This is a genomic window from Desulfosarcina sp., from assembly GCF_055467485.1.
Genome location: NZ_JBUOIV010000047.1, coordinates 24,728 through 38,289, shown reverse-complemented (window position 1 = coordinate 38,289; position 13,562 = coordinate 24,728). Strand labels below are relative to the sequence as shown.

At 56.3% G+C, this 13,562-nt stretch carries 13 protein-coding genes, 2 tRNA genes and 1 pseudogene; 2 read left to right on the top strand and 14 right to left on the bottom strand.

Annotation, left to right across the window (positions count from 1 at the left end):
- The 3 genes and pseudogenes from ACZCED_RS18630 to ACZCED_RS18620 all read right to left on the bottom strand — a co-directional run.
- Positions 1–208, bottom strand: a pseudogene (locus tag ACZCED_RS18630) (hypothetical protein); the annotation flags it as partial.
- Positions 209–457: 249 nt separating this feature from the next.
- Positions 458–928 (bottom strand): HAD family hydrolase, encoded by a 471-nt coding sequence (locus ACZCED_RS18625; RefSeq protein WP_464861411.1) that lies wholly within the window; start codon positions 926–928, stop codon positions 458–460.
- A gap of 128 nt (positions 929–1,056) precedes the next feature.
- Entirely contained in the window at positions 1,057–1,968 is a 912-nt protein-coding gene (locus ACZCED_RS18620; RefSeq protein ID WP_462971905.1) for a DMT family transporter, read from the bottom strand.
- Between the two features lie 215 nt (positions 1,969–2,183).
- Here ACZCED_RS18620 and ACZCED_RS18615 point away from each other — a divergent pair, with 215 nt between their 5' ends.
- Positions 2,184–2,684 (top strand): cyclic nucleotide-binding domain-containing protein, encoded by a 501-nt coding sequence (locus ACZCED_RS18615; protein WP_462971906.1) that lies wholly within the window; start codon positions 2,184–2,186, stop codon positions 2,682–2,684.
- 62 nt (positions 2,685–2,746) lie between these two features.
- On the opposite strand, the gene ACZCED_RS18610 is transcribed toward ACZCED_RS18615, so the two are convergent.
- From ACZCED_RS18610 to ACZCED_RS18575, 8 genes are all read right to left on the bottom strand, one after another.
- A complete protein-coding gene (locus ACZCED_RS18610) occupies positions 2,747–3,040 on the bottom strand; it encodes a hypothetical protein (RefSeq protein WP_462971907.1) in 294 nt (97 codons plus the stop codon).
- A gap of 137 nt (positions 3,041–3,177) precedes the next feature.
- A tRNA-Leu gene (locus ACZCED_RS18605) sits at positions 3,178–3,264 on the bottom strand.
- A gap of 50 nt (positions 3,265–3,314) precedes the next feature.
- A complete protein-coding gene (locus ACZCED_RS18600; RefSeq protein WP_462971908.1) occupies positions 3,315–3,980 on the bottom strand; it encodes an L-threonylcarbamoyladenylate synthase in 666 nt (221 codons plus the stop codon).
- A complete protein-coding gene (gene purD / locus ACZCED_RS18595; RefSeq protein WP_462971909.1) occupies positions 3,943–5,715 on the bottom strand; it encodes a phosphoribosylamine--glycine ligase in 1,773 nt (590 codons plus the stop codon). Before purD ends, ACZCED_RS18600 begins: the two co-directional genes overlap by 38 nt.
- Positions 5,716–5,778: 63 nt before the next feature.
- Positions 5,779–6,732, bottom strand: a complete 954-nt coding sequence (locus tag ACZCED_RS18590; protein ID WP_462971910.1) for a D-alanine--D-alanine ligase family protein — start codon at positions 6,730–6,732, stop codon at positions 5,779–5,781.
- Positions 6,733–6,913: 181 nt separating this feature from the next.
- Positions 6,914–7,405, bottom strand: coding sequence for an SHOCT domain-containing protein (locus tag ACZCED_RS18585; RefSeq protein WP_462971911.1), 492 nt, complete (start codon positions 7,403–7,405; stop codon positions 6,914–6,916).
- Positions 7,406–7,417: 12 nt separating this feature from the next.
- Entirely contained in the window at positions 7,418–7,798 is a 381-nt protein-coding gene (locus ACZCED_RS18580; protein ID WP_462971913.1) for a DnaJ family domain-containing protein, read from the bottom strand.
- Positions 7,799–8,043: 245 nt separating this feature from the next.
- Complete coding sequence (locus ACZCED_RS18575) at positions 8,044–9,432, bottom strand: HDOD domain-containing protein (RefSeq protein ID WP_464861410.1); 1,389 nt, start codon at positions 9,430–9,432, stop codon at positions 8,044–8,046.
- A 472-nt stretch (positions 9,433–9,904) separates the two neighbouring features.
- Between ACZCED_RS18575 and ACZCED_RS18570 the strand changes: the two genes are divergently transcribed.
- Entirely contained in the window at positions 9,905–10,276 is a 372-nt protein-coding gene (locus tag ACZCED_RS18570; protein WP_464861409.1) for a hypothetical protein, read from the top strand.
- A gap of 214 nt (positions 10,277–10,490) precedes the next feature.
- On the opposite strand, the gene ACZCED_RS18565 is transcribed toward ACZCED_RS18570, so the two are convergent.
- The 3 genes from ACZCED_RS18565 to ACZCED_RS18555 form a co-directional block, all read right to left on the bottom strand.
- Positions 10,491–10,730 (bottom strand): hypothetical protein, encoded by a 240-nt coding sequence (locus tag ACZCED_RS18565; protein ID WP_464861408.1) that lies wholly within the window; start codon positions 10,728–10,730, stop codon positions 10,491–10,493.
- A gap of 258 nt (positions 10,731–10,988) precedes the next feature.
- A tRNA-Met gene (locus ACZCED_RS18560) sits at positions 10,989–11,065 on the bottom strand.
- A gap of 78 nt (positions 11,066–11,143) precedes the next feature.
- Positions 11,144–13,555: a zinc-ribbon domain-containing protein gene (locus tag ACZCED_RS18555; RefSeq protein ID WP_462967455.1), complete on the bottom strand. Its 2,412-nt coding sequence runs from the start codon at positions 13,553–13,555 to the stop codon at positions 11,144–11,146.
- Between the last annotated feature and the right edge of the window lie 7 nt (positions 13,556–13,562).

Sequence of the window (13,562 nt, the reverse complement as noted above, 5' to 3'; positions counted from 1 at the left end):
TGGCCATGCGATGGAGCAGCGCGGTAATTTTTCCGGGACCACACCCGACATCCGCTACACGCATGCCGGGCTTTATCCCAGCCCAACGGACTTGGTGAGAGATGCTGTCAAGATCAGCTTTCATCTCAAGGCGTGTGGCTTCGTCACCGTTTTCCATGAGATATTTACAAACATTTTTGCCGGATTGCATATTTCCTGTCGAATCCATAACGATCTTTTTTCCAGAGAAAGCATCGAAGCCGAATAATCGGCTTTTAGATATTGCCAAACCAATGCGATTACGTGCGATGTAAAGCGATTAATAGCAAGTGAAGCCTTCCCGCAGCAGCAGCTACATCGGTTCTTACTGCTAAAGCTGCTTAAAACACACTATTTGCCGCGATCCATCTAACACCACTATATGAAATAGTCAACGCAGCCGGCTGTCGGACTGTCGATCTGCTTCGGCGCAACCTTTTCAGGACCGCAACGTTGCGGTGAGCCGCAACGGATGAATCAGCAATTCAAGTGCGAAAACGATATCCGTACAGACGATGTCAGCGGCGCTCAGGCTCACCGTGGAAGCGCCTTCGCCCAAAATGACGGCGACTCCCAGAGCTGACGCCGCCAGCATCAGCGCATCGTTGCGGCCGTTGCCGACACTGGCCGTCCGGTCCGCGCCCAGCCGATTGACGAAGTCGACCTTGGCCCGGTCCTGACGCCCCGCTTCCAATACGGTCAGCCGGCAGTTGACGCCTTCGAGGCCGCCGGCCGCTTTGCCAAAGGTGTCGGCGGTGACCACATGAACGGCCAGGTCCGCGGCCAGCGTATTGAGGGATTTTCTGACACCGGGAAGCAGCAGGCCGTCCACGGCCAACGTGCCGTTATAGTCCAGCACCAGATGCTCGAGGGTCAACGTTCCAAAACCGGGTATCTGTGTGGATATCAAGCAGTCCTCCTTTTAAAACCGGGCCTGGGTTGTTATGCGGGATGACCGGCCGGCCCATTCGCTACCACACGGGTGGTCGGCGTCGACAATCGCTGTGAACTGCTGACAATTCGTGACGCCGTTATTGCTCAAATCCGCACCTTGGATTTGAACAGGCGCGCACCGGTATCCGGCAGGTGGTTCAAGGTGACACCGGTGATTACCATGGCGCCGCCCACCAGAAGCGAGATGCTTAACGGTTCCTTCAGGACGATGTGGGCCAGACAAATCGCGCTGATGGGCACGAAATTGATGAACAGGCTGGCCCGCGACGGTCCGATCACCCGGATCCCCTCATAGTACCAGACAAACCCCAGCACCGTGCCAAACAATCCGAGATAGGCCAGATTGCCCCAATCCGACAGCGAATATCCCGGCACGGCGGCAGGCATCCCCTCCATGCAGGCTGGGATCAGCAGCGCCAAAACTCCAACGGCCGCTGAATGAGATACGGCTGCCAAGGGGGACAGGTCATGCATCACCCGTTTTCCTATCAGGGTATAAGCCGACCAACTGAGTACGCAGCCGAAAATGTACAGATCGCCGATCCCGACGCCGCCCGCAAACAAAGAAAGCGGATCTCCGCCGGAAATGGCGGTAACGGCCCCGGCAACGGAAATCAGAATACCGGCGACTTTCGTCGCGGAAAGGGTTTCCTTAAAAAGCAGGGCTGAGAAAAGAGAAATGATTATCGGGTTGTTGGCAATGATGATGGATGCCCGACCGGCGCTGATCAGCTTCAAGCCGTTGAAGAAAAAGGCGTTGTAGGCAAATACGCCGGTCAACCCCAGCAGCGCCACAGGCAACACCTGGTGCCTTGCCAGCCCGGGAATTTTTCCTTCACGGCGCAGGAAGAGTGTGTAGAGACACGCCGCAGCAAAAAGAAAACGAAAAAAGGCGGCGGAAAAAGGAGGGACGGAATCCGCCAGCATTCTACCGGAGATAAAGGTTCCCCCCCAGAAAATGGCGGTCAGCAGCAGTTTGAAATAGGTGATCGGCATCTGGCCCGGGCCTTATTTTATCATGACTTGACATTCGGTCTGAAAAAAGCTTTTTCAGTTCTTGGACTCAAGTCATTGTTTTCGGGTACCGATAGAGACGGCACCGGGTGATCGTTGTAACTGTTTTCAAGTCAAACCGCCAGGATTTTGTGGCCTCACGGCAGATGATTAAAGCGATGCCGGGGAAAAACCAGAAGACCGATGGGATAATGAATATGCACGCAGACCAATTGGGACCGGTCGGATCGGATAGAAACGAGGAACTGGTCGATTTTATCATCAACCTGCCGCTGTTCGAGTTTCTGGAAAGAGATGAACTGATCGACGTGGCCGCACGGATGGATTTTGTGGAACTTGATCCCGGCCAGGTGCTGTTTCATGAATGGGACAAGGCGGATTTCGTGTGTTTCGTAGAAAGCGGGGAACTGGATGTAACGAAAAAGACCGGACCCGACAGCAGCGACGTCATGGCCACGTTGAGACGCGGCCGATCCATCGGAGAAATGTCCATCATCAACAATTTCCCGCGGTCCTCGACCGTTATCGCCCGCTCAAAGGTCAGGCTGGCGGTTTTTCAACGCACCGCCTTTGAGGACATCCTGTCGAAAAAGGTGAATCTCGGCGTCAACATTTTGAAAGGGCTGGCCAATCTGCTCAGCATCAACCTGAAGAAGGCCTCCAGCCGCCTGGCTGACAACATGCTTCCCATGGGTTGAAGGTCGATCGTCTCACCGGTGTTGGCCTGCATTTCACGCCGCAAGGCCATGGTACGCGGGGATTATTCCTCCGATTCCCTATCCGCCTTGTCTTCCAGCATGCGGACCTTACTTTCGGGAGCAATCCCCTTTTCCACCAGGATATCACCGATACCGGCCCAGCGCAGCTCATCCACCTTTATAATCGTTTCCGGCCGTTTGCTTCCCAGACTGTAAAAGGTGTATTTGAGGGTCAGTTCCTCTTTGGGCAGCACGGAAATAGACCGCTCGTAATAGATGAAGTGATGACCCAGCATGTAATATCCGGCAGCGGCGATAAGGCCGATAATGATGTACTTTTTAATCTGTCCCCACATAAACAGACCTCCTGGGAAATGCGTTTACGAATTGTCTGCCGCTGTCAGCAACGAATGGGCTAAATGAACAGGCATGACCAGGGCGGCTAAAAAAAAACGGCGGCCAGTGGGTCACCGGCCGCCATTTTCATCCTGATTGGTACCGGAGGCCGGAATCGAACCGGCACGACCTTGCGGTCGGTGGATTTTGAGTCCACTGCGTCTACCAATTTCACCACTCCGGCATGGGTTTGGATATATAGGAAAAACCCTGAAGCTTGTCAATCAAATTGCACTATCCCCGATTGAGAAGGTCATCTACGGCCTGCCGGGGCACCGCCCCTTCGCGGACGACGCGGACAGGCCAGGAGGTGACGTCCACAATGGTGGAACCGGGCCCGCCGGCAAGGGTACCGGCTTCTAAAACCATGTCCACCTGGCGGCGGATTTCAGGGTCAAGCGCCTCTACGCTGGCCGTTGCCGGCAAACCGGTCAGGTTGGCGCTGGTTCCGGTGATGGGGCCGCCGAATCGATCGATCAGGGCCTTAGCCACGGCATGTGCCGGCACGCGCACACCGATCTTGCCCGTTCCGCCGGTCAGGCAGGCCGGCACCTTATCGGCGGCCTCGAAAATAAGCGTGATCCCTCCGGGCCACAGCCCCATCAACACCTCGGCATAGTCGGGAACCCTTCGCACCACCCGATCCATATCGTGAATGCCTGACAGCAGCACCAGCAGTGGTTGATGGGCCGGCCGGCGCTTGATGGCGAACACCCTGCGGATGGACTCGGTACAGAATGCGTCGGCCCCTATACCGTAAAGCCCGGATGTGGGAAATACCAGCACCCCTTTTTGTCCTAAAATCCGGGCCGCCCTCCGGATATCATCGGCACTGGGGCCTGATGAATCGCTCCGCCGGACGTCAGCGGTAATCCCTGAGTTTCTCGGCCTTTTTTTCAACCTGCGCTGCCATCTCCTTTTTAAATGTCTCCAATCGGGCGTTCAGCGCATCGTCGGATGCGGCCATGATCTGAACGGCCAGAATGGCTGCGTTCTTCGCCCCCGGCTTTCCGATCGACACGGTGGCCACAGGAATGCCCGGAGGCATCTGCACCGTGGAGAGTAGCGCGTCGAGCCCCTGGAGGCAGGAAGAGTCGATGGGAACGCCGATCACCGGCAGCGTGGTGTGGGCCGCCAGGACACCGGCCAAATGGGCGGCGTGCCCGGCACCGGCGATAATGGCCTTGAGCCCCCGCTGCCTGGCGGAAACGGCATACTCGGCAGCCCGTTGTGGGCTGCGGTGGGCCGAGGCCACGGTCATTTCGATGGGAATCCCGAACTTTTTGAATATCCCCAGGGCCGCTTCCATTACTTTGAGATCGGAGTCGCTGCCCATGACGATTCCCACGCGGGGCACGGCCTGCATCCTCACCAGGGCTTTTTTACCGATGTCGCTACGGTAGTGAACATCCTTCCAGTTGATTTTGGCAACTGCCTGGTAGGCTTTCTTGATAGCCAATTCCACCGTATCGCCAAGGGCCGTAACTCCCAGCACCCGGCCGCCATCCGAAAGGATCGACTTGCCGTCCGAACGGGTCCCGGCATGAAAAACCACCACGTCCCGCATGCGATTGGCGGCATCGATGCCCGTAATCTCCAGTCCTTTCTTGTATTTTCCCGGATAGCCCCCGGAAGCCATGACCACGCATACCGATGCCCGGGGGTCGATCTCCAGACGGCAGGTGTCCAGCCGCTCGTCGATGATGGCTTCGATCACCGGAATGATGTCGTTCTGTAACCGAACCAGCAGCGGCTGAGCCTCCGGATCACCGAACCGGCCATTGAACTCCAGCACCTTGATCGAATCCCGGTCGATCATCAGGCCGGCATACAAAACGCCTTTGTATGGACAACCCTCGGCAGCCATGCCCCTGACCATGGGGATCATCACTTCATTCATGATTCGCTGGTGGATATACCCGTCCACCACCGGAGCGGGCGAATAGGCACCCATACCGCCGGTATTCAGGCCTTTGTCGTCATCGAAGACCGGCTTGTGATCCTGTGAAGACGGCAGAGGCAGAACGGTTTTGCCGTCGGTGAAAGCCAGAAAAGAGGCCTCTTCTCCCACCAGGCACTCTTCAACCACCACCCGGTCGCCAGCCTCGCCGAATTCCCGGTCCACCATAATCTGTTTCAGGGCATCCAGAGCCATTTTTTCGGTGCTGCAGACGATCACTCCTTTTCCGGCGGCCAAGCCGTCCGCTTTGATCACCAGAGGCGCCCCCATCTTTTTGACATAGGCCTGCGCCTGGGCAAGGCGGGTAAAGGTTCGGCCCTTGGCTGTCGGGATGCCGTATTTTTCCATGATCGCCTTGGCAAACGACTTGCTGGATTCAATCCGGGCTGCTTTCTGGCTGGCGCCGAAAACCCGCATGCCCGCCTCTTCGAACCGGTCGACGATGCCTTTGGACAGGGGATCTTCCGGGCCGACCACGGTGAGATCGATCTGTTCGTCCCGGGCAAAATCCAGAAGCTTGTCGATTTCGGCGGCACCGATGGGAACGCAATTGGCCAGCTTGGCGATACCTGCGTTTCCGGGCGCACAGAAAATTTTCTTCACACGTGGGCTTTGGGCGATTTTCCAAACCAGGGCGTGCTCTCTTCCGCCGCCGCCGACAACCAGCACTTTCATAAGCTCCCTCCCTCATTGTTGTGGGCCAGCGGATTGGCCGCGGGCCTTTGTAGTGACATATGGCTATCCCCGAGTGGTTTGACGACGCCGGGCCTGAATACCCAGTTCGATGAGCCGATCCAGCAACTGGCTGAATGACATCCCGGCAGCCTTCGCCGACTGCGGGAACAAGCTGGTTTTCGTCATGCCGGGGATCGTATTGGTTTCCAATACATAAAAATCATCGTCTTTCAGAATCATGTCCGTCCGGCTGTATCCCTGACAGTACAGGGCGTTGTGGGCCGCGATGGCACAGTCTTTCGCCTTTTGGGTCAGTCGTTCATCTATGCGGGCCGGACAAATCTCCTGGGTGGCTCCGGGCTGGTATTTGGCGTCGTAGTCGAAAAACTCGTAACCTTGCCCCGGAATGATCTCGATGAGCGGCAGCGCCTCAAGATCCTGGTTGCCCAATACGCCGCAGGTGATCTCCGTGCCGGAGATATAACCTTCGATCATGGCCGTGGCTCCGAATTCCAATGCCTTTTCCACTGCAGCGGCCAAGGATGCGTCGTCACGGACGATGGACATGCCCACGCTCGATCCGGTTTCCACCGGTTTGACCACCAGCGGAAGGCCCAGCCCACCGACGATGGCGTTTACGTCGACCGATTCCCCTCGCCGCACCACAACATAGGGCGGCACGACAAGGCCGGCTCTCTCGTAGAGATGCTTGGAAAGCAGCTTATTCATGGCGACGGCGCTGCCCAGCACGCCTGCGCCCTGATAGGGGATGTCCAGCAGATCGAGCAAGCCCTGAACCGTTCCGTCTTCACCGTAGGGACCATGCAGGATGATCAGCGCGCAGTCGATTCTGCCGGCATCGGTCACCAGCCGGGGGATGTCCGTCTTGGGATCGTAGGTCAGGATAGCGTACCTGTCCTTGTCCAGGGCAGTATAGACCTGTTTGCCGCTGTTGAGGGACACTTCTCTTTCCGACGAGATGCCACCGGAGATCAAGGCGATGGTTTTCTTTTTCATGATAAAAGCCCCCTTTTGCGAATTGGCAGTTGCAGGCCGGTATGCAGCGGATGCGGCTGTCACGCGAGATCCCGATGCCTGTGAACGCTCTCAGGTCCTTGGCGAAACGACTTCAACGAAAAAAGACGTTCTTCGGCCCACGGGTAGTCACCCGTTATGGCAGGCATATTTAACCGTTCAACTAACCGTTCAACAGCTGTTTCTTGGCCTTGTTGAACTCCTCGACGGTGATGAGGTCTTTTTCAAGCAATCGAGCCAGTTCGGCGAGTTCCGAAACATCCCGGCTGCGGGATGCTTCCGGGTCTTCAAGACGGGGGATGTCCACGGCCGCATCGTGTTCGATAGCCGGTGGCCGGGACGACTGGCCAAGTTTGACGGTAGCCATTCCGCCCAGAAGGCTTACCTCCACGGATCGTCCGTTGAACATGGGGTTTCTTAACATCTCCCCAAGGGATCTGCCTTCGGCGCGCATCCGCCTGATAAAATAGAATGCGGACAAACCGATCAGTGCAATCCCCCCGAGGAAGATCCAGAGCATATAGCTGACCACGCCTCGGAAAAAGAGCACCAGGATCGCCACGCCGGCGATGAGCAGCACATGAAGTGCCAGAATAAAGTAGGCGAGCAGCACACTTTTAACCAGGCCGTCGTCCTCTTTTTTTTTTCCAAACATGCTTGCACCGGATTATGCTTTATCGGCCCCGAGGCGTTCGACCACCTCGCTATAGTAACGCTGGGGGATTTCATAGGCCGCATTGGCATCTCTCAAGGTATTGAGCTTCATGATCAGGAAGTTTATTTTTTTTATGGTACGATACTTTTGCACCGTGTCGGTCATTCCGGCCAGCAGGTCTTCGGTCGTACGGATCTCTTTGAGCAATTGCACCTCCGGCGGCAGGCAATCGGCATTTTTGAGGACCTTGTAGGCCATGCGCAGGTCCTCGGGAATCGTCAGGTCGTCCTCAAAATGGAGGGGTTGGCCGCTGCCGGGAAGGTTCTCGAACGCACCTTCCTCCTGGGCCTTTTTTATTCGTGATTCGATGAGTTTTTCAAAGCCGGGAAACATCAGATCGATTCCACAGGGCGCCGGGGCCGGGTTAACCATCTATTAAGCTAAAAGTACAGTAGACTATATTATATTGGAACGTTTGATTTCAAGGGCTAATCTACGCGGAGACGAGACCTTCCGGTTTAGTCGACGCCCACCGCTGACATCCGTGGACATTTTTTCGGGGAGGATCGCCACCAGGCGCGTGGTATCCCTCCCGGTTCGGGACCAGAGCCTGATGGGGATCGGGACAACCCTCAGGTTTATGGCTGGGACACCTGCACGGCCAGGCCTTCCACGTACATACGCGATTTTTCTACGGCAGCGTTTAATGTATCCGAATCCAGGGGCACCAGGGACCGGCTGCTTTCATCCAGTTCCTGACAGACGGCTGCGTCGGCAATACCAATGCCCGCCTGGATGGTAATATAGTCCGCCAGGTGCACGATATGGGATAGTTGATGGTCACCTGCGGATGAAGGCTGGTGGTGGTGTCGAATGCCAAAAGATATGGATCGCGGCAGGTTCCATTTTTCACAGAGAATGGCCGCAATGACGGCATGATCAAATCCCAGGATATCGCGCTCCGCATCCTGAACGGTTTTTTTCGGGTGGGTGGCACGGTAATTGTCAAACAAGACTTTCCGTTCGCGGACGTATGGGTCCAGGATGATTTTCCCCATATCGTGGAGCAGGCCCGCCATATAGGCCGTGTCAGAAGCGTCAAACCCCACCGCCGAGGCGATTTCGCCGGCCGTGCAGGCCACCGCAATAGAATGGCACCACATGTCTCCGGCCTTGAGTCCGTACCCATCCAGGGATTTTCCCAACACCCCGCCTGCGCTGATGGCCGTAATCAGCTCTGCCAGCCGCCGGGTCCCGAACAGGGCTGAGGCATGCTGAATGGTGGAAACCTTTCCCCGAAAACCGTAATAGGCGGAATTGGCCACCTTGAGAATGCCGGTCACCATAGCGGAATCGATTTCGATTATTTTGGCCAATTGGGCGGGGCTGGTTGCCGGATTGTTGATCAACTGCCGAACCTTGATCATCACCTCCGGCATGGCCGGTAGCGACGCGGTATCAGCGATGATCTTGCGGATCAGCTCACGGCCGGAGACAAACACCGGTCCTGGCGAACCGGCAAACGACGCCCCTGCGTGCGTTTTCATTGACGTCAATGGTTCTGGCGAGTCGGCGTTCACCGCGGCATTGAGCCGGGACATCTCTTTGTTCGCCGCGTCCAGCCGAGCCACCAACTTTTCGATAATCTTGTCTTTGAATTTCTCGCGGATCGCCGGGCTGAGCTGTTCGAACAGCACCCGGTCGAACTTCAGCGCAATTACCGACTCCCTGGCGATAACATTGGCAGTTCGGCGGGTTTCCGTGAAAAAAGCCATCTCCCCGAAGATGTCGCCGGCCTTTAGAACGGCCAAGACGGTCCCGCCGGCACCTTCCGTGATGCTGACCGTGCCGGTGAGAATGATAAACAGGCTCTGATCGCTGTGACCTTGGCGGATGAGCATTTCTTTGGGTTGGTATACCCTGAAGTGGGCATCATCCGACACCACCTGCCGCTTCTCTTCAGCGGTGAACGACGCAAAAAAACCAAGTCGATCGATAATCGGCAATATTTCTACAGGCGTGCTCACGATAGTTTCCTCTGACCCCGAGCGCAATCGGAAGTTGCCAGCTGCGGTTTCGATTCATTCACCGACGCCGCGGACATATGCTGCGCAGCACCGAAAGGATAATAATTCGATTTCATTTCGCTCGCTAAACCCGCCGCAGGCGGCGGGGAATGCACTCGCTGTCGCGGTTCAACCCGGGGTGTGTATCCGGTGCCGTCCGTATGAGCCTATTATCGGCCGGATACCGGATTTCATAAACCCAACCCGAAAAACGATTGCGGCAAGCGGTCTACCACCTTCGCCACAAACCAAGGGCAGCGCAGGTAAACCAAAGTGAATCCAAGGCACCCACCGTGCTCCCCGTCACCCATTGCGCAGATTGTGCTAAAGGGGAAGAGCGCTTGATCCGACACAAGAAATGTGTCATTGAACATCATCCCATTGGAATGACCGCCAAACAGGCCGGCCAACACAGGGACAACCGGAGGAAGATATGGATCAGGTTTTGGGAAAGAGAAAGAAACGCCGACTTACCGTCAAGGACCTGACCATATCCATCAACGGAAAAACCTACCGCATCTTCAATATCAATGAATACGGCGTGGGTTTTTTAATCGACTCACCGGAAGAGATCCAGATCGGCACCGAAATCGAACCGATAATCGTTAATGGAAAAATACCGGTAAGGGTGGCCGGTATCCCCCGGCACATTTCGCAATACCGCCCGCCCAGCAAACGCCTCTTTTTTAAATCGGGATGGGTCTGCGGAACGGAGTTCACCACGCGGCATTACAAGGGTGCGGGCAAACTGCTCCAGGAATTCATCGCCGAAAATATCGACAGCGATATAGAAGATGCCGATTAATCGTCGACCCCATGCCCAGACTGCCGCAGACGTGCAAAGGATGGGGGCGCCGCTGCGATCCATCCACACCCACAGCCTTCATTGAACCCATCCCCTTCCAGTCGACCGGTGGTAGAAAAGCTGAGGACCTGGTTCCTGACGACCATGTGAGGCAGGTGCGTACACGAGGGACATCCGGCCAAATGGCTTGAATGGTATGGTGGACGCGCGGGGCTTAACGGTTTGTTGAAGGCGGCCGACCCGAGGACCTGTTCCACATGGCCAGCATCTTGATCTGGTCCAGCAGTTGACGCTTTCCATCCACGACATCCACCAGCGCCGCATCGGGTCCCAATCTATCGATCTTGTCGGAAACCATCCGCCTGACGGTTTGGTAAACATGGCTCCCCGGTCTCAACAGGCCATCCTCATTTAACAGCAGCATGATCTGCGCCATGGCTTGGAATTTATTCATCAGGCATTCCCGGTGGATTGCGGTTAGGGTCCCATCCCAATGGCGTTCCATCACTAATCGCTGGCAATGTCAATGGATGATTGAACCGGCTGCTATCGGACTTTTTACAAATCCGTCAAGGTTGCACCAGTGACAGACGATTCCCCCTAAATTTTTTTGGCCAACCAGTCATCCACCCTGCAAGGAGAAATAACTGGCAAGATTTATGGGGTCAAAAATAAAAAAACCCCCCGTATCTACGGGGGGTTAGGTGTCTGTTGGTGGCGATGCAGGGACTTGAACCCCGGACTCTGCGGATATGAGCCGCATGCTCTAACCAGCTGAGCTACATCGCCATTATTTTTTTCGTGCCCAAAAGAACAGCGGACTCTTAACAGCTCATCACCTGTTAGTCAAGCCGAAAACCGAACCAGCTATTTGAGGGACGTCGACCCGGTCACCTCGATGGTGAACTCCTCAAGATCCTCTGGAAGGTCTGAAAAGACAACCATGAAGGGAATGGACTGTCCCGGTTCGATTTTCACGTTGCTGCGGTTGTCTCCCAATCGATTGACCAGCCGCTCCTTGATTTTGTCCCACTCCAGGTTGGCCAGTTCAAGGTCGGACATGACATTGCCGCAGTAGACCTTTTCGCTTTTGGCCGGTACTTTGCCAGTGGAGAAGATCTTGCCCTCCAGGGTAACCATGCCGCGGTTTTCGGCATAACCGTTTTTCACCTTGCCTGAAACCACGAAGAGTTTGCCGACCGCGGCATTGTCCACAAACCGGCTGTTGATGTCGTAGGTGGTCAGTTTCAGGTTGCCCGGATCCTGTACCTTCGGTTTCAGGTAGTCACTGAGAAAGGGGATGTCGATGTCGTTCTGGTTAAGCAGGTAATAGGTCCCATAGGCGCCTCCGCCGAGGATCGCGAGAATCAGCAGGAACACCAGCGATTTGCTCATCCCCTTTTTGACAGGTTTGGGCCGGCCCGCCGGCTTTGCCGGCTTTGCCGGCTCTGCCGGCCGGGGGGGCACCGCCCTGCTTTTTTCAGCCGCTGGCGGTACGGGGATGGCGACGGTTTCTTCCAGGCCTTCGTCCTCCAGGGTCTGTTCAACTTGGCGGCCCTCTTCCACCTCGAATTCCAGATCCATGTCCAACGATTCGCGGAGACGGTGAGCCGTATCACCCGCGGATTCCGTCGGGGCACCGTCCTCAAAATCACTCAGGTCGAAATCCAGATCGTTATCGACGGCCACGGTTTCGGTCGGCGTCCCCAGCACTTCCCCATCGCCCAAATCCAGTTCCAGTTCCTGATCTTCCGGGGTATCGTCAGCTGCATCGGGGTCGACTTCGTCCAGAACCTGCTCGAGATCGGACAGGTCCAGGTCATCATCCACCACCACTTGATCGTCGTCACTGGATTCGGACATCCATTTTTCCGTCTCAAGGCTGGCTTCAATGTCCAGATCAAGATCCTGTTCCGGCATGACGCTGAATTTGGCGTCATCTGATTCCGGCTCTTCAAGCATCTTCTCGATCTCAGACAGATCAATCTCCTGATCGGCATCATCGCTATCGTCGGTGTCAAGGGTTTCAGACCTGCCGTCCCCGTCCAGGTCGAATTCCAGATCTTCCAGGGTTTCCCCACCCGGCGCACCGGCGGCATCGCCACCATCAGCAGACGTTTGATCATCCAGGTCAAGAGACAGCCCCAGCTCTTCATCCTCATCGACAACCACGGTAACGGAATCGTCAGCACTCGCCTCGTCTTCGTCTAACAGGCCCTCGAGACTGGAGAGGTCCAAATCATCATCCAGCACCGGCGATTCTGTGGCCGGTTCCAATTCCCCTGCACCTGCATCCTCCAGATCCAATGTCAGATCCAGTTCCTCCTCGACCGGGCCGACTGAATCGTCCGTTGATGAGGCTTTGGTCATATCGGCGTCCGGCTCCAGGTCGAAATCCAGGGAGAGATCATCCAGCGACGTGTCGACCGCTTCCGGCGCGACCGATCCAGACTGAGGCGCGCTGCCATCCTTCTCCATATCCAGGGTAAGATCCAGCCCGTCCAGGTCATCCAACGTTTCGGGCAGCCCCTCGCCGGTTACAGCCGGCGATTCGGGGGCCGCTTCGGATTCCAGAGAAAAATCGCTATCCAGATCCAAAGAACCGTCATCCAAGTCGGCAATGACCGTAGCCGTACCTTCAGCATCGCTCCCGGCCCCGGGTGAAAGGTCCAGATCGAAATCATCCTGGTCCAGGTCGGCGATGACGGTGGCCGCACCGGCGTCATCGGCAGGCTCAGGAGAAAGGTCCAGGCTAAGATCGTCCAGATCGGCGATGACGGTGGCATCACTCTCCCCGACGATGTCGGATTCAATTGCCGGTTTCGGCTCAGCGGCCGGTTCAAAGGAAAGATCCGCCAGGTCATCTTCCAGGGCGCCACTTACCGCATCTTCAATCTCCGTCGCCGACACCTCGTCTTCCGGTTCGTCATCCAGTGCAAAATCAAGGTCGGTGCCTTCGGCAAAGAGCGCACCGGAGTCTTCGGCAAGCACCTCGGTCTCGGGCGTATGCGCGTCATCCGGTTCCGCGGCGGTCGGCTTGTCCGGTCGGTCCGATGCCACGGCGGTAGCTGCCGTCAGATCGGGTCCGGAATCGGGTTTGGTTTGCGGCGCCGCATCGGTTCCAACTTCTCCGGCTGGCGGTTCAGGGGCTTGCGCCTGCTGCGGAAAGGCGGTGAACACGTTGGAGCAAACCGAACACCTGACCTTTGAACCAGTGGCTTTGAGCATCTTGTCATCAAGATTGAAACTGGTGTTGCACGCTTCACAGGTGATAATCATGGCACCC

What these genes read in the sequence shown, in the direction of transcription:
- ACZCED_RS18620 (WP_462971905.1), bottom strand. Translation starts at nt 1,968, where the DNA reads ATGCCGATCACCTATTTCAAACTGCTGCTGACCGCCATTTTCTGGGGG.
- ACZCED_RS18615 (WP_462971906.1), top strand. Translation starts at nt 2,184, where the DNA reads ATGCACGCAGACCAATTGGGACCGGTCGGATCGGATAGAAACGAGGAA.
- ACZCED_RS18610 (WP_462971907.1), bottom strand. Translation starts at nt 3,040, where the DNA reads ATGTGGGGACAGATTAAAAAGTACATCATTATCGGCCTTATCGCCGCT.
- purD (WP_462971909.1), bottom strand. Translation starts at nt 5,715, where the DNA reads ATGAAAGTGCTGGTTGTCGGCGGCGGCGGAAGAGAGCACGCCCTGGTT.
- ACZCED_RS18590 (WP_462971910.1), bottom strand. Translation starts at nt 6,732, where the DNA reads ATGAAAAAGAAAACCATCGCCTTGATCTCCGGTGGCATCTCGTCGGAA.
- ACZCED_RS18585 (WP_462971911.1), bottom strand. Translation starts at nt 7,405, where the DNA reads ATGTTTGGAAAAAAAAAAGAGGACGACGGCCTGGTTAAAAGTGTGCTG.
- ACZCED_RS18580 (WP_462971913.1), bottom strand. Translation starts at nt 7,798, where the DNA reads ATGTTTCCCGGCTTTGAAAAACTCATCGAATCACGAATAAAAAAGGCC.
- ACZCED_RS18570 (WP_464861409.1), top strand. Translation starts at nt 9,905, where the DNA reads ATGGATCAGGTTTTGGGAAAGAGAAAGAAACGCCGACTTACCGTCAAG.
- ACZCED_RS18565 (WP_464861408.1), bottom strand. Translation starts at nt 10,730, where the DNA reads ATGAATAAATTCCAAGCCATGGCGCAGATCATGCTGCTGTTAAATGAG.
- ACZCED_RS18555 (WP_462967455.1), bottom strand. Translation starts at nt 13,555, where the DNA reads ATGATTATCACCTGTGAAGCGTGCAACACCAGTTTCAATCTTGATGAC.